Below are 21317 nucleotides of genomic sequence, written 5' to 3' on the forward strand. Positions count from 1 at the left end.
ATTTATGCTGCAGAAGACTTTGGCTGTAAGCATGAGTATATATAGATAAAGAGACTAAATAATACCTGAGCACAATACTAAAAAGAATATCAGTCAGAATTTCCCAAACCTATAGTTGAATTATTTGGTTTGTCGTTCTAATTTTCTATCCCATTGTTAAAAAATAGGTATCTTCACACAGCCTAAAGACCATTAATGGACATTATCTATGATAAGAGGTTTCTACAATGCATTAATAATGTAAAGGTGTTAATAGTTATTTTATTTGGCTGAGTTAGGAAATGAATTCAAATATTCGCTTAATTCAACTACCGTTCTTTTTATTTTAAACCAAAAATCTAATATTCTATTATCGATTAAATTAATAAAAACATTAAACCCGTGTTTTTATTAATCTAATCATTTCACACAAACTAAAGTTAACTTTACAAAGATAGTCGTACTTACATTCTAATGAGCTTATTTGTTAGACTCATTTTAAGCTTTCAAGAAATTTGGCGAGCTCTTTCCGACTGGTTGCATTCCCAGATGTATATAGATTTGATCCGAAAATTATTGGGAAAATATTTTCTAAATTATCGATTTGATTCATATAAGCCTCAGTTTCCATAGTTATCATCCATTTTTGATATTTATGACCCATTCCTCTCATGTCTTGCAAGTAATGCGTTCCTTCATGCCTTACTATACCAGCTAGATCGTCCATCCAATGGATTTTTTTAAAATCTATCTGAAGTGTAGAGCTGCCCCAGTTGTATTGTCCACCCCCTGGGAGATTTGCATTAACAATTTTTATATGTCCACGTTTAATTAGTTTAGCCATAACATGGTCTAATGGCTGATTCGAGTGACGGAGTGCACGAACTGCTTGTGCTTGAGGGTCTGTAACTGCTCTTTGTCGTTTGATGAAAACACTAAGATCATCGGAATGCGCAGCAACAGGTGCCATCGCTTTTGAAACTCTCTGAAATGACCTTAACCACTTGGAGGCAACACCAATTGATACTCTAGCTCCGCTGATACGAGCACCAACTGGGTTATAACTAAGGCTTCCAGGACCACCCAGCTTATCTTCTATGTAGTCAATTGGCCGCATAGATTGATTCAAGCCCCAACCCAGTACATCTCGTAATGCAAATTCACCCTTCATTACAAGGTCATCAGCCTTTCCCTTTAATTTAGAAACTCCATTAATAGTACCTCTTAGGCTTTCTTCGATACCATTACGCTGAGGACCTGGACCAATAGGGTGACACCCACTTGGACAAGCCTCTGAATATGGATTATTAAAACTAGGAACTTTATATGAATAACTGCTAGGTGGACTGCTTTTGTCATCTATATAAAAATTATTGCTCTCAGGTCTTGAGTCTGTACCTTTGGGGTCATTAAAAATTAGTGAATTATTAGTTACATAACTATATAAATTAGTCCCATCAACCATTCCTTTAGGATCACGCTGCACAAATCGACCAGTCTGAGGGTTATACTGCCGCGCCCGATAGTCATAAGTTTCAAGCTCAACATCAAATCTCCGAGCGGTATAACGCCAAGGATTAAAAATCTCATTAGCGGGTAATTCAACTAACTCCCCAAAGGGCGTATAGCGATATCCTCCAAATGAATCACCGTTAGCATCAGTTAGCAGACGAATCGACCCTACTAAGTCTGTATGATACCAATGCTCAACACCGTTAGTCGCAATGTGTAGAGGGTTATCTATACCATCATCATAAACATATTGCGCAAAGAGGCCGCCATCTCGATACTCAGTAATAACGTCATCTCCATCAGAAACTAACTGGGTAACATGACCACCGAGTTGCTCAAGAATACGGCGCCCAAGCGCATCGTGCCAGAAGACAGCAATTTCATTGATACATTCTTTATCTGCACATACTTGCACTAGTCTGTTGAGCGCATCGTAAGTAGAGAATTGCTGTTGATCATCCTTAAGGTTGCCATTGTCATCATGGGTGTAGTTTGTGTTACCGCGAGACCTGTATTGATCCAATTGATCGGGATCATAATTGATACTATTACCATCAGACGTTCTTTCAATATCACGATTACCGACTAGATCATAATCATAGGTTTTCGGTATTTGAGGCAGCTCTAACGCACCTATCAAGGTCGTGATAGCGGATTGGCGATTGGGTAACGGGTTTGCTAGTTCCGTATTTGATATTCCAAAATTAGATAAGTCAAAGGACTCAGTTGTATCTGGCTTAAATTCATGCGCGAGTCGGTAAATTGAATCATAAGCAAAGCGTTCCGTACGGGGGCCAGCTGTCAGCACATCATTTCGTATACGTACATTGTTAGCGGCATCGTAAAGGTATTGGATTATTAAATGCGCTGCATTCGGGCCACTGTGAGCTATCTCAATCAAGCGCCCACCACCATCATGTCGATAGCTTGTGCTGGCACCGTTAGCAAAAACACATTGATCAGGTTGTAGACCCGCGTAAATCATTTGAGCAATTGGACGAATATCAATCGATGCTGAGTCGCCAGGATAATCAATTCCATTTGCGATGTTTTGTGTGTTTGTCCTTCTGTTTAAGTCATCCCGATCTATGTGTAGACTGCGCCCACTAGGGTAAGTCAAATCTGTAAGAGCACCGACATCATTGAACTTTCGAGTGATGGTGAAGGGAGTTTTAAGCGGGGCTTCATTTACAATATATGTAATAGTCTCTTGCAATTGCCAGCTCAGCGAATTATATCGGAAAGAACAAATAGCAAAATCATTCTCGGCCATTATTAGGCGATCAAGACCATCATACTCATAGCGTTCAAAGGTGGCTCCAGCAACTACGAGATCAGTAGATAAATTAATTGTATTCACATCTATGCGTGTCGTACGGTTTAACGTATCAAGTGTAAAAAAGCGCTGTAAGCCATTATTGTCCTGCGTACGAATTACATTACTATTTTTATCATAGTCGGTCAGCATCTTACTGTCATTCGGGTAAATGATAGCCCGACGGCGATTGAGCGCATCATATTGATAACGTGTTTTTCGACCCAAGGCATCAGTTACTGATATCAAGTTATTGTTAAGATCATATTCTTGTTTCGTCATCACTGGTATTGCTGCTGGTGTGACTGGTCCTACACCAGTATCGGTTAGAAAATTAGTGGATTTAATGAGCCGATTATAAACGTCAAAAGTTGATTTCGTCTCATTTCCTAGTGGATCAATCAGTCGTACCATATTGTCACGGCTATCGTAAAATATGCGAGTGATATTTCCTAGACTGTCTGTTTGACTTGTCACACGATCAAGTTCATCGAATGTTGAACTGCTTGCAAAAAATCGTTTACTAATTTCTGTTCCGTCTTCTGCAAGCACACTGCCAATCTGGTCTGTGCGAATGACGTTATTATGCTCATCATATTGGGTGAGAGTTTGATTACCTAGTGAGTCGGTAACAAGAGTAGGGCGATCGAGGTTATCATATGCAAAATGTACTTCACGCCCAAGCGGATCAACAGTTTTTACAACTCTGCTATTAGCGTCATATATTGTTTTAGTTTCGACTAAACCAGCTGGATTGGGTGAATCTAACATTATGGTATCAAGCTGACTTAATAAAAATGGGCCTAATGGTTCTTCAAAGCGATCTACGCCATTACGAATAGCACGATTGAGCTCATCGTATTCGGTCTCACTACGAGACAATAAAAAGTAACCGTTGAATTGTTTTTCGAAGAATCTTACGCAGGTAACATTACTGGCTTTGTCGTAGTCAGTTCGTATGATGTGACCCAAAGCATCTACTGTGGCGATAGCACGGCCAAATACATCAAATTCGAACGTCGTTGGGTTACCAAGAGCATCAAATGAACGATGCACTCGTCCATCACCGTCATATTCCATCCGCGTTGTGGCTGCATCTTCCGATCCTGCTCCAGTCGTTTGAGAGGCTGGTAATTGTCGTTCGTTATAACAAGTACGGATTTGATTACTCTTAGGTAAAATGGTCAGGATTTGTTGACCAGCACTGTCATAAACATACTTGGTGACGAGGTGTGTGTCTAAATCAATACCTCCTGTTGTGGTCTTAACTAAGTTAAACTCTTCATCATAGCAAAAGGTAGCGACGCTTGACCCACCTAGCTCTGCTTGCCCAAATTCATCTTTTAAATCTATATCTATCCTTTCTAGCTTACCGGTTCGATCATAAAACTTTTGGGCTTTGAAATTAAATGGAGCTGTGGATGTTGTTTCAATAACTTGGTCGAGCTCGTTATATGAAGTGTGAGTCACAAACCGTCCGTCAGCTGCAGCTACTGATTTTGGCGCATGAACAGCAGTTGTACGACCAAGCTCATCTACCTCATTACGCACTGTAATGTCAAAGCCGCCGACATCGACAACGATCTGCTGCAAATGTCCAAAAGATAATTCGTTTTGATCTTCAAAAAAACTACGTTGTGTAACAACGCCGACTGGATTTATTGAGCGTAGTAATCGGCCTTTTGAATCATAATCGGTAAATAGTTCAACAACGATTGGTTGTGGTTGATTATCGGGCAAGTGTGGCTGAGGGTATTCAACTTTTGAAAGAAGTTTGGTGAGGCCAGTGTAGGAATACTTAGTGAGCGTATCATCATACGATTGAAATTCGTTTGCATCAGGGTTAGCACTTTCGGTATATCGGGGGTCAGAAATAGTGAGTAGCTGACCAAATTCATCTTCATAAGTCATTTTGACAATGATATCTTGGCTTCTATCTATAGTTGCAGGGAAGTGACCATCAAGAATGTCTGGGAAGTTTCCCCATATACCTTGCGTTAAAGTAAGGCTATTAAAATTTGCATAGCCGCCACGGCGAGTTGTGGTAAGTATACGACTAAAAGCTTGCCGCTCTTTCCATGTCAATTGCTCTGTTGGAATATCTCCATTTTCCATCAACGGATGATGACGGGTAAAATAATCCCGTCCGAACATATGCTGGGTCAAAACACCTTCAGGACTCAGTGATGAAACGACATTGCCATCTCGATCATAACGGTACTGTTCGATTAGTTTTCGCAGTAGACCATTCTCAATGACACATTGTTCTCGCTGCAATAAGTTTCCAAACTTATTATAAATGTGACATATGGATTGGCCATTTCTTTCAATCAGGGTGGTTTTATTCGTTGGTCGCTGTTCTGCTGGATAATCAGCATCAAAAAATTGATCGATGATTTCATATGTAAATTGATATTGACCGCCGCCTTGACGTTGCCGAGTGACACGGTTGTAATTCTGTAGATCAGGAGAACTACCGTATTCTGTTTCAAGATATATCTGGCCGGCTGCATCAATTATTCGAGTTAAGTTATGTTGCAAATCTCCAGTTTGGAATGTAGAACTATATTCATAGCAAACTGTTAGGCCGCACTTGTAGCGGTCTGTTGAAGGTGAAGTAACTGCAATTAAGTCGCCGATAGAGTCATAAGTATAATTCCATTGTCGATTGGTATAATTGCTGATAGAGCAAATACGGTTTTGCGTATCGTAAGCAAATTGAACATATCTTCCCGGATGGTTTATTTCAATATCTTTTAACTGGTCGGTAGCGGGATCATAACTGAGCGTTAAATGATTTCCAAAACGGTCTTCTATTTTTGCCAATCGGTGTAAAAAACTGTGTTTTGGATCAACTTCAAATACTTGCCGCGCACCATTTGGCTGACGAAGCACATAGGAGCCATTTTCTGCAAAGAAAATGCCATGACTTCCATCCGGTGGCATCCAGTAATCAAATTCATTATTTATTGTCTCGCCGAAACGGGGATGTTTTATATACGTTTCTTCACGAAAATCACCTGTAGATAGGAAAATAGCTGATGAGCCTTCCCTTAGCCAAACGTGAAAGTTATGTATCCAGTTATAACCAAGCGGCCCATTGAATATGGTCTGATTTCTATAGCGGCGGCTAAAAACAAAATCAATACCCGCGCCATTGATACGTATGTCATCTACATTGTGAATGAACTGACCTTTATACATCATGACTGGATCAGCACCGACATCGGCCAAGTTATCTTTATGTTGGTCTGCGCGAACAGGCTGTTTTTTTTCTGTGATTGGAATCAGCTTTTCTAATATTTCAATTTCCAATGCAGGATTGCTCGACTGACTCATCTCACCTGCAATGAAGTTCGCGACATCAACAGGATCTCTTCCTTCTTTCTGAGCCGCAGCAAGCTCTTCTGCTAAGGCTGGAAAACACTCTAATATTGCATCGATATAGCGAGCTTGATATTCTTCATTTTCATCTTCATTATTAGTTTGGTCATTAAGATTTTCTAATTTAGAACAGTTAGATGTATTCATAATCTACTGCTCCTTGCTGTTTGGCCTGCCGCTATTATCATCTGGCAAGGTCATGCCCAAAATGTACCTCCTTATTTTCGAGGCTTCTGCCGTAGTCAGTCCTGCCTTCTTAGCAAACTTAGTCAAACTCATCGATAAAATACTATCAATAGTCGAGCTTTCGCCTAAGGCTTCAATTACTTCACTCGATAGTCCTTTTACCTCGCAAAGAGGTCTTTCTAGATAATTTCTTGGTAATATGTTTTTAATTTGGTCTTTAAAGTAATCGCTATCTAATAGTCCTATGTCATCTTTATATGAACGACGGCTCGCACTATTACTACTATTGGCCAGTGCTGCTTGTACTTTCGAGATAAACTCCTTTGCAAGTGGCATTTTATTTTGTCTACTTGCATTCTTAGTCATTAGCGATTTATTCATTCTGATCATTGGTTCATCGACAATAGACTCAATAGATATAGGGTCTCTTTCTGGTGGTGTTTTTGAAGGTGGTACGGGCACAACCTCAATACATTTCCCAGACTTAAAACAAGTGCATAGACTTCGGTTGGTAATCAGGAGTCGACCAATATCTGCTTTCGGCTCTTGGTGGCTAGTATTTGGAAGCTCTGATCTTAGAAAAACCCTAAATATTCCTTCGAATTTAGACGTTGGACCATCAATTGATAAAGCATCAATAACTGCTTCTATAGCCTGCCCACCACAAAGCTCTCCCGAAACAGTAAGTGATCCGTCAGTAACTCCATAGTTTAGTGTTGGATTTCCCAGACCGGCATTCGAACCAAGAAAGGACACTCCAGGATGCCCATTATCCCAACCTAGTTCGGGCTCATCAGTCGCTAATCTTTTTCTTTCTGGCCTTTGATCGACAATGTAGCCTGCTGGCATTGTCCAGCTCTCTTCAATAATGACACATTGAGCGTCCTTATCATTGAATGGTATGGAGCTTAGTACTTCACCTTTCGCTTCATAAAGTTTGGTTTTGAAGTCTAAATGTGTTTCATCATATTCTTCAGACGGATCTTCAATTACCGTGTCTTCTGGATAATGTCCCGTTTCAAGTGAGGCTTCTATACAAAGCCCTTCAATTCCTTTCGGCCTAGAGACAATTAAGAAGTATTCCTGCATTCCTTCAATTGCACGAATCCCTTGAACAAAAGTTCGATAATCTGTTGGTTGCAGTACATGAGGACGCGCTAGACTGAGAAAAGAGGCTCTGTTGGTACCGGCATGATAGCCCGTTATTAAATTGTACATTTGACTGAGTTGTGTTGTTGCGCCTTGTGTTTCTCGTCGCTCACGCGATGCATCTGTCTGCACGCTCCATTGGTCCTGATCCGTTTCAGTATTGGTTTGCGTTGTAGAAACCGATGCTTCTCCACCCAAGCCTCCAGTGAGTTGTTCTGGTACAAAAGAAGCTGATGCCCCAAATGTTACACTGCTTTCACTACTCTCGGTATGGGTTAGTGCTTTGTTAGTAGAAAGCGCTGACTTTGAGCCTGATAGAACCTCCCCAGTTTCGGTTGCCGCCTGATATAAATCTCTGCGTTTAGGTTCAAAATCAATTATATGAGGGTAGTCATCAAGTGATAGAGATTCATCTTTACTAGTAAAATAGGCAAACTCAAGAAGTGAAGCTTTGCCATCAGGTGAGATGATAATTACCTTTTGAATACCTTCGGCTTCTATTCGAAGGGTATGAACCTGATCGGGTTCGGAAACTGATTGGGCACTGCCTACTAGACCATTTGAACCAAATGCTTGAAATTTTACGCCCTGTTCACCCAAATATACAATTTTGATCTCAACTGCTGGCATACCCGTAATGGTTGTTAAGGTAACAACCATCTTTGAAGAAAGATGCAGCTCAGAATCACTGTTGTTGCCCGTTGTAATCAAATTAACAAGAGTGTTTTCCTGTTCTGAAATGGATTCGAAGCTTATTTCTGATGAATGCTGATAGGGGTTATCTAATGTTGTACCCGGTAATAAAAAGGAGTCGTCAGCTTCAGTTAGCATCGAAAAATCTATTTTTTTTCTTAAGGTGAATACTTTCTTAGTAGAAGGATATGGAAATATTGCAACATTGAGTATTACTCCATAGCAAGCGAGGTAATCTGATGTAATCCTCTCCAACACTTTTTCTCTGCGGTCTTTATATTCCTGATAATCTTCATCATCCCTTGGAATCCCCAGCATTCGTTCAATATCTTCTTCAGGTAAATCGGAAAAAGCATCTAAGTAACCTTTTTCCGATTTTTTTGGCTGATAACCAGTGATGGATGTTGTGATTTTAATGTATGTAATTTGATCACCACAAAGTTCCTCAGGTAAGTCTTCGAAGAGTGGTTCATACACAGATATCGCCATCGATGAGCGAAACGTAAATGGAAATGATTTACTGCAGAAAGTTTTATCCATCATATCTGGGCTGACGGCAATTTGTCTCCAAGGAATACTCTTAGGTAAATTAAAATATTGTCCTGACATACATTTCTCCTTTAAAGTTTTGCCAACTGCCAAAACTTTTTACGTTCATCAAATATGGGTGGTGTGGAATCCCAGATGATGTATAAATTAGAGAGTGACCAATATTTAATTAATTTTATCCAATTACATTGTTTCCCAAGCCCGATAGACATTGTGAGCGCTATTAAATATTAGTTATCACCAAATGATTTCAGCTTTCAAATTAGAGGAGAATTAAATTCCAAACCTAGCTTAGAATGCTTTTCCGCAGGTGACTGAAATCATGAAGCACTAGCTTTACCATTAATGATAATAATTTTCATTACATACTAATAACCTACACTATATTGAGTTTGACTAAATGTATATTTTGTATTAATCAGTTACAATTATAAATATGGATTTAGGGCCATTCTAAGTTAGAGCGTAATACGCATTACATATAAATTATAAGTTTAATTTTCTTATCTAACAAAATCTCAAAACGTATTAACCCCTTAAAGCTTTGTTAGGTATAGCTCTAAGAGGTATTTTTAATATCAAAAATTATCCTCAATATTGAAAACCCATAGATATATTGTGAAATTAAACCTTAAAATATTCTCACATAAGTTGTTGATCACTAAAAATCGCCCTGAGACTGTCGGAAAGTTAACTTTCTGAGAAAGTACGACAATAAGAAGACAAACCTACACTACTGAGATTAAAGAACGCGCTGTTCACATGCTGATTGAAGCATCAAGCGATTATCCCTTCACATGGTCAGCCATCCAAGCCATAGCCTTAAAGATTGGCTGCACGCCTGAAAATCTACGATCATGGTATAAAAAGCACATAGAACAAACCATTTTTGAAGCTGTATAAGCTCAAAGTCAAGGTCAGCGCATCAAAGAGCTTGAACGTGAGAAGAGAGAGCTGAAGCAAGCTAACTAGATCATACGCAAGGTGGTCGCTTTTTTAGCCCACCCAAGTAATGATCAATTTCATCGATGACAACAAACAGTTTTATGGAATCAAGCTTATCTGTAGGGCTCTACCGATTGCTCCATCGACTTATCGTCTTGCTAAAGGCTTAGAAATTCATCCTGAAAAGCGATCACTGCGCAGCCATCATGGTGGCTTCTATATCAGCGAGATTAAGCGCATCTGGCAGGATAGCAAATGTCGTTATGGCACTCGTAAAGTCTGGCAGCAGATGAAAGCTGATGGCATAAAGGTTGCTCGTTGTACTGTTGATCGTCTAATGAAGCAACATGGATTGCAAGGGGTTTGACGCGGTAAAAACAAGATGACCACCAACAGCCGTAATGTTATCCAACCTAGAAAATAAAATTATAGGTTGTTCGCTATACTAGTCTTTATGATAAACATATAGGCTTATAATCATGACCGCTTCTCCTAATAATTGTCCTTCAAAAGGTAACTCCTCTATAGCACAAGCCTGTGTAATTACCTTCCTAGGTAATGCCAGTAATAGCCTGCAACAAGATGCTTTTTTCTTTTTAGATCACTGGTATCAAGAGGACTTAGGAGTGATGGCAGTGACACCGGTTGCAGCGCCATTTTGCTTGGCAGTATCTGACGGTGTCGCAAGCTCCAATCGCTCGCAGCATTGTTCAAAGGCAGTGGTAAAAGCGATCAGGCGGTTATGGAATGATCAGAAGAGTATCAGTTCAGACAGTATTCATCATCTGATTCATCAAACCAAGCACTCATCTAAGCGTCATGGCGCCGCAGCAACCCTCGCAATGGTGGTCGGAGAGCTAGATAATGATGGAATAGTAAAGGCGACGATAACCCATGTAGGTGACAGTCGTGTTTATCGGCTGCCTAAAGGCGCGTCACAATGGCAGTGCCTGACTCGGGATCATAACTTGTTAAATGAACTTATTGACCAGCAGGCACACGAGCAAGGTCGCCAAGCGGAGTTTGCAGACTATAACTTAGAGGGCATGGCGGGGAGCTTATATAGCATTACTGAATGCTTTGCATTGACGACTGATGACAGCTATACAAGCAGTGAAGCACCAGAAAGTAACTCACGTAAGATTGATATTAATAGTGGCGACTGTATCTTGGTTTGCACGGATGGTATCCATGACTTAGTGTCGAGTCATGAGTGGCAACTTGTCAGTGCGGAAACGGATTTACAAAATTGGTTAATCACTCTTAAGGACCAAGTCTATGATTCAGATGGCAATGCTTATGATAATGGCACGGCAATATTGGTTCGTTTTGTTTGAATATTTATTTTAATAATGAACTCATTACTTAATTAATGTAGTAGAGAAGCCAATATGCCCACATATCCAATCGCAAGCTACACAAAATCAGCACGTCTATTTGCGCTGTATCAGTATTTACCTCGTGATAAAGCCAAAGCTATCTCATTAACAGAGCTTATGATTGAATATGGTGATGATCCTAACAATTTCGCTAACGAGCGTAAAAACTTAGAAAACGATTTGATTGGCTTAAATCAAATATTTAACGATATTTTGTATAGTGAAGCCTTGGTTCGAGTACCAGCGTGGGGGCAAAACATCAGTGGACAGACAGCACGGTTTTATATTGAGCCGAGCTTTAGTATCGATATCATTAACGAGCAAACAGTGTTCTTTTGGGAGATGCTGGATAAATATACCGCAAACTATTTACCAATTTCTTTCAAGCAAAGTATCACAGATAAGCTCACCCAATTACATCGACAGGATAAGAATAATTTCCATCAAAGTCCACTAGGACAATGGCAAGATCATCTCATTACTTTACCTAGTGTGGTACAGGCTCCTATACTTGATAATGAGGTGATTGTTAGTATTCATCAAGCTTTGCTACAAAATTGCCAATTACAAATAAGCTATCAAAATAAATGGGATGATAGTGCTGTTCAAAGAGTGGTTTATCCAAAAGGACTTATCTTTATTGACAATATGATTTATCTCACAGGCTTTAACCCTGCTGATGATCATATCGATGATGACGTGCTGTTAAAAACGCATCGTAATTTTGCGGTCAATCGTATTACTGAAGCTAATGTAATAAATGAGCCAATACCTGATTGGGTAGGGCGGAATGCTTTTACATTACAGAACCTGCATAAACTTGGCAAGCTTGAGCTAAATGATGGTACCCAAATCCATTTAGTTTTAAAGGTGCAAAAATATGCTTGTCAGCATCTCTATGAGCGTCCTTTATCAGAGGATCAAACTATTAGCATTATCGATGACACATGGAATGAGGTGCGCGCCACGGTTGCTAATACTCATCGTCTGCAAGATTGGCTAGTGAGTATGTCGCAGTTGGCAGTGGTAGTAGAGCCAAGTGAGCTAAAAGCGGTTATTCTTGAGCGTCTAAAAAGTGGTATGCAGCTTTATAATGAAAAAAACTAAATACTCAAAAAGGTGCATTAACTTTTTGTGAAAGGTCTAGTAGTAAGGATTTTAAAAGAATAATTAAAGGTGTTTGTTAAAATTAGAGTAAATAAAACTTATAACAACTTTGTGTAACTCAGGACGACATGATTATGAAAAGTAACAGTATTGATCGGCCAAAATCAGGCAACACCTCTAAATATACTTTACCTCAGAATGAAGACTTGCATTGGAAGAAAACGCCCGCTGCCGCTTTATACCAACCAAATATGGATGACTTTCCACTATCTATCATTGGTTGTTTTATCATAAGCGATGGTTGGGATGAACAAGCATTATTGGCACTAAAAGAGAAAGTAGGGGCTGATTTTTTAGTAGGTCTACAAATAGATGATGGTGAGTTTGAGAGCTTGGATATCATAGAGGGCATTGTTAAGTGTCAGCCAGATGAAGTAAAGGATGTTATTAAACTGCTTGATGTAAATTCCGCAAGCAAAATTATTGGTATAGATGTTGTAGATATCAAAAGTCTGTTTGAGTGTGGCAATTTATTTCAATTCATTCAAGCAAGTGCCACAGGTGAGTCTGAATCAGATTTAATAAAAGTAACAACAAATAATTTTATCAGTCAACTTGCAAAAGCTCATGATATTAGAGGATTGTTTATTGGAATGGAGAGCGTTCAAAGCTTACCAATGGAAGCTTTTGCTTACGTAGCAGATGCTGTTGAAGCGTTATTATCTAATGATGATGTGTCTATCTATTATAGTTCAAGTAGTACTGATGAGTTTAATGCTTTTGGGTTAAAGGCGATATATGCTGAGGAGTAGGTAGAGGCTTAGACCTAAGCGTTAGTCTATAATTAAAGCACTACTCTTGATGTTTCCAGTTTTCTTGGTTTAATGGCATCTGGTTGAGTAAGTCGCGTCTAGATTGCCAATCGGGCATGTAAGTGTCGAGCAGGGCCTTAAATCTATCGTTGTGCTGCCGTTCTTTGAAGTGTAGCAATTCATGCAAGATGATATACTCCAAACAGGGCAGTGGCTTTTTGGACAGGTCTAAGTTAAGCCGTACTGTGCCTTCTTCTATATTACAGCTGCCCCATTTGGTTTTCATTTTTTGGATCTGCCAATCGTTGATAGTGACACCAGTTTTCTTCGACCATTTATCGATAAGATCGGGTGCTCTAGCTTTTAGTCGGCCACGATAGTATTCAGACAATAGCTTAAGTTTTACTTCATCAGATAGCCCTTTATTTACGGTTAGTATAAGCTTGCCGCTTTTTAGTTTGACGGTTTGAGACTTTAGGTCATCAAGCTCAATCACTTCGAGCCGGTAACGCCTGCCCCAAAGATAATGCGTCTCTCCATTTACCATCTCCCTTGTAGATTGACGCTCTTGCTTGGCAAAGGTAGCCTGCTGACGCCGAATCCAAGGTATACGGTGGATGACAGCCATCCGAATGGCCGTATCGGTCATAGCATCAGGCGCAGATACTCTGACCTGTCCATCAGGTGGCATCACGCTGATATGTAGGTTTTTAATATCCTTGCGAGTTAGATGTATATCTAACTCGCCAATCTTAACAAGCGCTGACTTAACAATCACTGATATTCCTGTTGTGCTTTCACCAAACTAATCAGCTCTTCTAAGTCAGTATCAACTTCATATTCTTTGATGACCTGATGCACCGCATTTGTAATCTTGCGCTCTTTGATTAAATGACCTCGCCAATCTGCTTGCTTATGGAGGCGGATAGCTGCGTCTACTTTATCTGCCAAATCCTCATTTTGATCCAAGTTATCATATAGTGCGCGCTTAGCAGGGGTGTTAATGGTCTCAGGATATGCGGCACCACTTGCTGTGCCAGTCGGGTTGATTACTTTAGAGGCTAGCTGGCGTATCTTTTGTAAGTACTCAGCGTAAGCAATGGCTTTTTGTCGGCGTAGCTCAATGAGCTCATCGAGTAGGGCAGACATATGCTCATAGTATTTAGGGTTGACGGGGTTTTCATCGACAATCGTTTTGCGCACGTTGTTTTCTATGGTCTCTGCAACGTTTTCAGGGTTGCTCGCTATATCCTCAGGTATGGCTTTGATTAAAGCTTCAGGCCCTTGATTGACAATTAACTCAATAAGTCCTAAATCTTCAAAGTCGATAACCGTCTCGCTAGGTGTGGCATGAATATAAGTGTCTAACATCCTACGCATGGTTGGCTCATAGCTTTTCATATCGATATGGTCGCCACTCATAAGCTTGATGTTATTACGAACCGACTCAAAGTGCTTTACATCATCTTTGATGCGTTTGATCTCCTGATCGTTATATCCCGCTTCCGCCAGTTCATTGGCGATGTTGCCATAAGCACGTATCAGCTTGGAGACGCTTTTGTACAGGGTGAGTCTAAGCTGTTCTTGTTCTATTTTTTCAGCCTCAGTCGTGCCCTCGCTAGGGCAAAAGTAAGCGCCATAATCTTGTGTATTTCTGGGGTATTTAACAGGCTCACACAGTCCTCTAACCATCTCTAGGGCATCATCTAGGTTTTGTTTTGCCGCACTTAAGCGGTTCTTTAACAGCCCATCAATATCTTCATCTTCGTATTCCGAAAACGCGCCTTGCGTATAGTCAGAGATAGTACTGTTTAAAGACTGAAATAGATCCTGATAATCAATGATATAGCCATAGTCTTTTTCTGCACCATCGAGTCTGTTAACCCGGCAAATGGCCTGAAAAAGATTGTGATCAGCCATCTTTTTATCAATATATAGATAAGTAGCAGAAGGTGCATCGAATCCTGTCAGTAGTTTATCTACAACTATCAACAGTCGCATTTGACCTGGTTCTTCGATGAAGCGTTTTTTAACTGACTTTTCAAAGTCCTCGGCCTTAGAGCCTGCTTCTTGTTCGCTGATATCATAATAATCAGCAATCATCCTGCGATAGATTCGATATTTGAAAAGCTTCTCTGTCATGCCTTCGCCAGTTTCTTCCCCTTTGATGCTATCTGCAGTTGGTAAGTAACTGGTCACAATTGCCACTTTGCCTTTCAAGAAAGAGTTCTCAAAGGCCTCATAAGATTTACAGGCTTGATAAATACTGCTACAGACCAGCATGGCATTGCCATGACCGTCCATAAGTCTGGGCTTTTGCTGCATATCGAGCAAAATATCATTGACGATGCATTCAATGCGCGATTGGCTAGACAGAACCCGCTGCATGGTGCCCCATTTTTGCTTAAGCTGGCTTTTAGCAATATTGGTTAAGCCACGAGTATGCGCATCGAACCATTCATCGACTTTCTTAGAGGAGGTAAGCTGTTGATCGATATCACGTGCTTCATATAGAAGGTCCAATACCACACCGTCAGCAACCGCTTCATCAAACTTATAGGTGTGAATAAAGGGTCCAAATACCTCAATAGATTTCTTTTTATCTTTTTTAAGAAGTGGCGTGCCAGTAAAACCGACAAACATCGCTTCTGGCAATAATGCCTTCATAGCGCTGTGCAGCTTGCCAGACTGAGTACGGTGACACTCATCGACAAAGACAAATAAATCGCCCTTAGGGCTAAAGTCTGACGGTAAGCTGGCTTGAATGTCCTTTATAAAGTCGTCTGTGTCTTTACTGTCATGACTATCATCATCACCGCCGCGCCCAAATTTATGAACTAAGGAGCAGAGCAACCAATGGTTAGGCTGATTTAGCTGGCTAATAAGATCAGCACCGCTCTTGGTGCGATATATTGATTCATCGACACCAAAAAAGACCTTCTCAATCTGTTCATCAAGCTCAGTACGGTCAGTAATAATGAGTACACGGCTATTGGTAACATTCTCCCGTATCCATTTAGCCAGCCAAACCATGGTCAAGCTTTTGCCTGAGCCTTGGGTATGCCAAACAATCCCATCCTTGCGCTGTGCAATGTTTTTTTTTGCCGCCTGTATTCCGAAATATTGATTGTGTCGGCAGGTCTTTTTGACACCCGAATCAAAAACAATGAAGTTATTGATGATGTCTAAGAATCGGTGCTTATTGCATATATGATACAGATGGAAGTCTAAGGGCTGATCGGTGAAGTTAGCGTTTGCTAAAGTAAGATGCGTCGGTACGCTAGTATCAGACTGTGGCGTATGATTGGGGTTGGCTTCTTTCCATTCTAGGTAATACTTCTCAGGCGTTTCGATTGTGCCATAGCGTAAGCCTTGGGTATCGTTACCTGCCATAACCAGTTGTATGCTGCTAAAGAAACCGCGAATAAATTCTTTCTTTTGGTTATCTAGGTTCTGGTGGATGCCTTCGGTGACGTTGATGCTAGAGCGTTTAAGTTCAATAACGCCTAATGCAATGCCGTTGACATAAAGGACGATATCGGGACGTTTTTTATTTTCGCCCGCGATAGAAACTTCTTCGGCAATGGCAAAGTCATTGGCCTCAATATTGTCCCAATCAATCAACCAGATGGTCTCTTTATGATCGCCAGTGCCTTCTTTTTCTTTGACACCATAGCGCAGTAGTCTATAAACCTCTTTATTGGCATCGTATAGTTTAATGCCACTGCCGAGAGCGGCTGCTTTTTCTAAAGCGTTAATGGCTCGGTTTTGCAAAGTGCGACTGACATTACGTGAGCTTAACCATGCTGCCAAAATTTCAGACTCAATATTCTTGTTATTAGGTCTGTCTTTAAAGTCGCCTAGATAGCGATAGCCTAGGGTATCGGTGAAAAAGCGTACGACACGGTTCTGAGTGAGTCTTTCTATGTCGGTGACGTTACTCATTCTCAATACTCCTCAATGAGCTACAAGTTTGAATAAGCTGACTAATAACGTCATCTACCGTTGTTAATGAGGTAATCTCGTAGTGCACTGCTTCGTCGCCTGTTTCCTCGTGCTTAGTATATTCGCGCTGAAGTCCATTATTTTCAATTACATCACTAACTTTTTGAGGGTAATCGTTTGATGAGCCGTTTTTAAACTGGATTACGAAGTTCTCTGGGGCTTTTAAAATTTCGAAGTAGTAATTACTATCCGCATGACGCCAACCTTCTATATTCAGACTGGCAGGTATGGTACTAGACATGACTTCCTGATAATTTAGATTTTTAAAGGGCTTTATTAAGGATTTGTCTTGTCTTAGTTTAATTTCAATAACGCGTGTATAAAGTTCATATTGTGTATGGTTGCGTTGAGCTTCTTTAAACAAGATAAACTCATCATCATTTTTTAGAATAAAACCTTGTTTACAGTCGCTGAAAAGTTGCGGATATTGAACTAAATACTCACGCCATTTCTCTAAACCATTACTAGCCAATGCTATATCACAAATATTCTGTAGTGATGATTTAATATTATTAGCATTGAAATTGGAATCATCTAGTACAGCTTTTACGTATGCCTGTTTATCTTCCATCTCGGTAGAACCGATTCGCAATAGACGTTTCCAGCTATGATCCCGATCAATATTGTTTCTAGTCTCTTGAGTGCTTAGCAAGTTATAACGGTCGTACCATTTCTTTTTGGTAAAATACATACCTTTAGTAAGGGTCGCTCTCTCCCACAAGTAGTCTATATGTGAAGAGCCATCAGCTATTAGATTAAAGACAGAACCTAAATATTGATCGTATTTTTCAAAATTATTGTAGAAAACATCATCTTGAATGCTATCCCAGTTACAACTATTATTATTGCGATAGTATTCAAGAACACCAGAGAAGTTGAGTAAACAGCCTATCTGTCCTTTGAAAAACAGGTGATTTTCAGCCCGTAGAATTGCGTCTCTCCAATCGCCTGATTTCAGTATCAGGTGAGCTTTAATTTTTTCTTCAAGAACCTGATCTCCTGAGAATCCTGTAATTTTGGTTTCACTTGTCAATATATTTAAAATGGGCTGTTTAATATCACTTAGAGAGCTAATACTTTGTATAGTACGATAGAAAATATCAGTGCCGTCCACTATTGTGTTTTCAGTTAAGTTGTATATTACACGAGTCCATTCCATCAGTTCAGTTTGGTTTAATGACGCCTCGTTTTTTGCAAGATAAGAATAAAAAGCAAAGAATCTTAGTTTGTTTTTATAGTCTGTATCATTCTGCAAAACCTTCTTAAAAACTTCATTCTCATCATAGTATTTATTGTTAGATAAGTAGGTTGTAAAGCTCTCTTCTGAATTAGTTTTATATAGTATATCAAGCCAATTTATTAATTTTTTAATAAACGCTTGATTTAAGCATTTAAGTTTGTCGTATTGAGAGATTGTAGTCGGTAATAGTTTAGATCCTGTCCCCAATAAACTTGATAAATCTTCTTTATTGAAGTCATTACTTGTAATGTTATTGTCTAATAAATATTGATACAAAATGATTAAGCGAATAAAATTCATAAGCTCATCATCGTAAGTATCATCTTTCGTAGCTGTATTTCTATATGGCCAAAACAAATCTGCCCAATCAGTATCGATCTTATGGATGAAGTACCTATAACCATCTACCAGTGCATCATCAAAACCTTTAATATCTAACTGATAAATAGGCCAATCGCTGCTATATGACTTGATAGTTTGCTCAAGTTTGGCCTTGAAGTGCTCAAATGAAGTCAGTGACTTACCGCGAGCGTTCATTTTAATGTATAGCTCATCAGTTAAACCAAAGGACTGTAACTCCAGATACTGAAAGGTAATATAAGGAATTTCAGTCTCAGTCAGTCTTTGATATAAATTGGTTTCAACACTGCTAAACTTTTGCTCAATGGCATCTAACATGTGCAAACAAGCTTGGACGGTTGGGTCTAGCTTCCACGATGAAAAGAACCATTTACAATCGCTGATTAGCTCGCTTATTTTTAGTTTGTTTGATCTTTCAGATTGATGGAACTTATCTTCAAAGTTTGCATCCGAGGTTAAAGCATCAAAGAATTCTGCTGAGCTTGGGCGGGTCTTATAACTAAATCTAGACTTATTATTAAGTGTGAAATGCTTCCTGAACTCAGATGTACAGTTATTTTTTACTGCCAAAAACCAATGCAGTAAAAACAGAGTAGTCAGTCGTTGCTGCCCATCGAGTACTGAAAAGGATTTATCAGACTCTATACTTCCATAAATGAAGTCCAAATCTAGAGATTGGTTAGATACTGCTCGGTTTTTTGTTAGTGCTGTAGATAGGGCATCCAAAAACAGGTTTCTAACTTCATGTTGATCTTCTCTGCCTTGAGCGTAGTCACGTTGGATAATTGGGATTTCAACACGCTCGACTCTATTAAATAACTCGCAAAACGTTATTTTTTCACCCTTATCCATGGTTAAGCTCCTTGCTACAGAAAAAATCAGTAAATGTGTCTATCATCGCCTGTTGATAATCTGAGCTATCTTTGTCTTTCCAAAACAGCATTTCATCTACGTTTTTACTATAGTATTTTAAAAACACGTTTTTAGTGCATAAAGGGACATAAGTGGCTTGTTTATCAAGTTCAATAATGCATTTTCTTTTAATAGGGAAAATAGCATTCTTATAGCTACGATTGGTGCCGCTATCAAGTAAGGTTAAATTACCTATAGAGTTATCTACTTCATCATCACTACTAGGGTTATAAAATTGAGTGACACGCTGATATAACTCTTCAAACTGTGAGTACTTGAACGAAGATCTATTCAGGCTAGTCGCTTGTTCTTTAATTAGCTGTGCTTCAGTAGTTTGTTTAACTGATAGGTGTTTTTCTTGATCAACAACATCACCGTCTGAAATGTAATCAACAATCTGTTCAAGCCATCTTTTTTGCGTGTCCTGATTTTTTGGCATGTCTGAAGCCACAGAACTTATATGCTCTATATCCCATTTATCTAATTTGTAGCGCTCAAACTGGAATCTAGCATTCGATTTATCGCTGTTCAGCAAACTAACTATATTAAACAGCAATAGGACGCCACGTATTTGATTATGCTGCTTATTGCTCTCATAACTGAGTGAGGATAGGAGTGTCTCGATAATACTTTCAAGTGCTTCAAAATCTTGAGAGAGGTTTTGGGAGTCAAAAAACACTGATTGTGTTATTTTATTAAGCAGTCTGGTTCTAAAGTCACTTTTACTGTGACTGTTATCTCTAGTTTTAAATATATCTTTGATATCATGCCCTTGATGGATTAAATAGCCAATTAAGTGATAAAGCGAGCGATCGTTAAACCACTCTTCGAGTACCATAAATACTCGTTTAATTTCAAGCCATTCATCACTGACATTAATGTCATCATTTTCAAGCCATGAGCTGAATTGTAAAAAGGTTCTTAGCTTGTCGCTTTCGATAATTTTCTCTACACAATCTAACTGTGCAGCTCTAAGATCTAGTACAAACTCTATGCGATTGTCTTTCTTATTTTCTTTACTTAAAAAATACCAAAAAGCGTCATCTTGTAGACTCTTTTCGATTGAATCCCACTCTTGCGATATTTTTACCTGCTCTAAGTCAACGATGATGCTTTTATTCTTATCATCTTTATTTTCGTTGCGTTTGAAGTTGCTAGACTTTAAGAATAATGCTTTGACAAGTTCTGCATTAACCAATGGAATTTTACCCATGTTTAATCGGGTAAATACCTCGGTGGCATTTTCATGTTCGCTGAGTTCATACCATATAAACTTGACCTTAGGTTCTATATCATCACTATTTAACAGAGTTTGAGTGAGCTTGAAGGGTAACATAGGATCTTCATCATCAAACCATTCTTCAATAGCTACTTTTGCGTTACTGATATGGAAATAATCAATATTGTTTTTTGCAAGATCATTATTTATGTTTTTTAGAAAAGCTTCGGAATCTGCTCTTGTTTCATAGCTAAGCTGATAGCATGACTTAATAACCTTGGGAAATAGTTCCTGTAGATAATTTAAAATAATATAAATAGTGGTTAAACGCTGCTGACCATCTACAACCTCCCATTTGTCCTGATTTTTTTTAACGACTATGGGCTGTAAGCAATAGAACTCCTTCTTTTTAGCCTTTTGTTGAAATTCTTTAAGGTCGTTCAGTAGGTCGGTCACTTGCCGTTTAGTCCAGCGGTAGCCCCTTTGATAGGCGGGTATAAAAAACTGTTCATCTAATAAATAACTTATTGTTTTCATCTCTAGTTGATTGTCTTGCATATTATTTCCTTAT

10 protein-coding genes are annotated in these 21317 nt (G+C 39.3%); 4 read left to right on the forward strand and 6 right to left on the reverse strand.

From position 1 onward, the window contains the following. Positions 1 to 472: 472 nt before the first annotated feature. Both AK823_RS05300 and AK823_RS05305 read right to left on the reverse strand, forming a co-directional pair. Positions 473 to 6337 carry an RHS repeat-associated core domain-containing protein gene (locus AK823_RS05300; RefSeq protein ID WP_068326989.1) on the reverse strand — a complete coding sequence of 1955 codons (5865 nt, stop codon included), beginning with the start codon at positions 6335 to 6337 and terminating at the stop codon, positions 473 to 475. 3 nt (positions 6338 to 6340) lie between these two features. Then, positions 6341 to 8827 (reverse strand): hypothetical protein, encoded by a 2487-nt coding sequence (locus tag AK823_RS05305; RefSeq protein ID WP_068326992.1) that lies wholly within the window; start codon positions 8825 to 8827, stop codon positions 6341 to 6343. Between the two features lie 952 nt (positions 8828 to 9779). Here AK823_RS05305 and AK823_RS05310 point away from each other — a divergent pair. From AK823_RS05310 to AK823_RS05325, 4 genes are all read left to right on the forward strand, one after another. Next, complete coding sequence (locus AK823_RS05310; protein WP_068326995.1) at positions 9780 to 10079, forward strand: IS3 family transposase; 300 nt, start codon at positions 9780 to 9782, stop codon at positions 10077 to 10079. A gap of 112 nt (positions 10080 to 10191) precedes the next feature. Then, a complete protein-coding gene (locus AK823_RS05315; protein ID WP_068326998.1) occupies positions 10192 to 11049 on the forward strand; it encodes a protein phosphatase 2C domain-containing protein in 858 nt (285 codons plus the stop codon). A gap of 54 nt (positions 11050 to 11103) precedes the next feature. Then, the gene (locus tag AK823_RS05320) at positions 11104 to 12198 is read left to right on the forward strand and encodes a WYL domain-containing protein (protein ID WP_068327000.1); all 1095 of its coding nucleotides are present in this window, start codon (positions 11104 to 11106) and stop codon (positions 12196 to 12198) included. A 134-nt stretch (positions 12199 to 12332) separates the two neighbouring features. Next, on the forward strand, positions 12333 to 13010 hold the full coding sequence (locus AK823_RS05325; RefSeq protein ID WP_068327002.1) for a hypothetical protein: 678 nt from the start codon (positions 12333 to 12335) through the stop codon (positions 13008 to 13010). Positions 13011 to 13050: 40 nt separating this feature from the next. Here the strand turns inward: AK823_RS05325 and AK823_RS05330 are convergent, their stop codons facing one another. The 4 genes from AK823_RS05330 to AK823_RS05345 are packed head-to-tail and all read right to left on the reverse strand — an operon-like array spanning position 13051 to position 21304. Beyond that, on the reverse strand, positions 13051 to 13788 hold the full coding sequence (locus tag AK823_RS05330) for a SprT family zinc-dependent metalloprotease (protein ID WP_068327004.1): 738 nt from the start codon (positions 13786 to 13788) through the stop codon (positions 13051 to 13053). Then, positions 13785 to 16955, reverse strand: coding sequence for an HsdR family type I site-specific deoxyribonuclease (locus AK823_RS05335; protein ID WP_068327007.1), 3171 nt, complete (start codon positions 16953 to 16955; stop codon positions 13785 to 13787). The genes AK823_RS05330 and AK823_RS05335 overlap by 4 nt, the downstream gene beginning before the upstream one ends. Next, entirely contained in the window at positions 16948 to 19467 is a 2520-nt protein-coding gene (locus AK823_RS05340; RefSeq protein ID WP_068327010.1) for a DUF262 domain-containing protein, read from the reverse strand. The genes AK823_RS05335 and AK823_RS05340 overlap by 8 nt, the downstream gene beginning before the upstream one ends. Then, entirely contained in the window at positions 19460 to 21304 is a 1845-nt protein-coding gene (locus AK823_RS05345) for a DUF262 domain-containing protein (protein ID WP_068327013.1), read from the reverse strand. Before AK823_RS05345 ends, AK823_RS05340 begins: the two co-directional genes overlap by 8 nt. Positions 21305 to 21317: the final 13 nt, after the last annotated feature.

It is taken from the genome of Psychrobacter sp. P2G3 (genome assembly GCF_001593285.1).
Lineage (GTDB): Bacteria > Pseudomonadota > Gammaproteobacteria > Pseudomonadales > Moraxellaceae > Psychrobacter.

Bases quoted from the DNA above. Each gene is read 5' to 3' on its own strand.
- AK823_RS05300 (WP_068326989.1), bottom strand. From the start codon at position 6,337: ATGAATACATCTAACTGTTCTAAATTAGAAAATCTTAATGACCAAACT.
- AK823_RS05305 (WP_068326992.1), bottom strand. From the start codon at position 8,827: ATGTCAGGACAATATTTTAATTTACCTAAGAGTATTCCTTGGAGACAA.
- AK823_RS05310 (WP_068326995.1), top strand. From the start codon at position 9,780: ATGATCAATTTCATCGATGACAACAAACAGTTTTATGGAATCAAGCTT.
- AK823_RS05315 (WP_068326998.1), top strand. From the start codon at position 10,192: ATGACCGCTTCTCCTAATAATTGTCCTTCAAAAGGTAACTCCTCTATA.
- AK823_RS05320 (WP_068327000.1), top strand. From the start codon at position 11,104: ATGCCCACATATCCAATCGCAAGCTACACAAAATCAGCACGTCTATTT.
- AK823_RS05325 (WP_068327002.1), top strand. From the start codon at position 12,333: ATGAAAAGTAACAGTATTGATCGGCCAAAATCAGGCAACACCTCTAAA.
- AK823_RS05335 (WP_068327007.1), bottom strand. From the start codon at position 16,955: ATGAGTAACGTCACCGACATAGAAAGACTCACTCAGAACCGTGTCGTA.
- AK823_RS05340 (WP_068327010.1), bottom strand. From the start codon at position 19,467: ATGGATAAGGGTGAAAAAATAACGTTTTGCGAGTTATTTAATAGAGTC.
- AK823_RS05345 (WP_068327013.1), bottom strand. From the start codon at position 21,304: ATGCAAGACAATCAACTAGAGATGAAAACAATAAGTTATTTATTAGAT.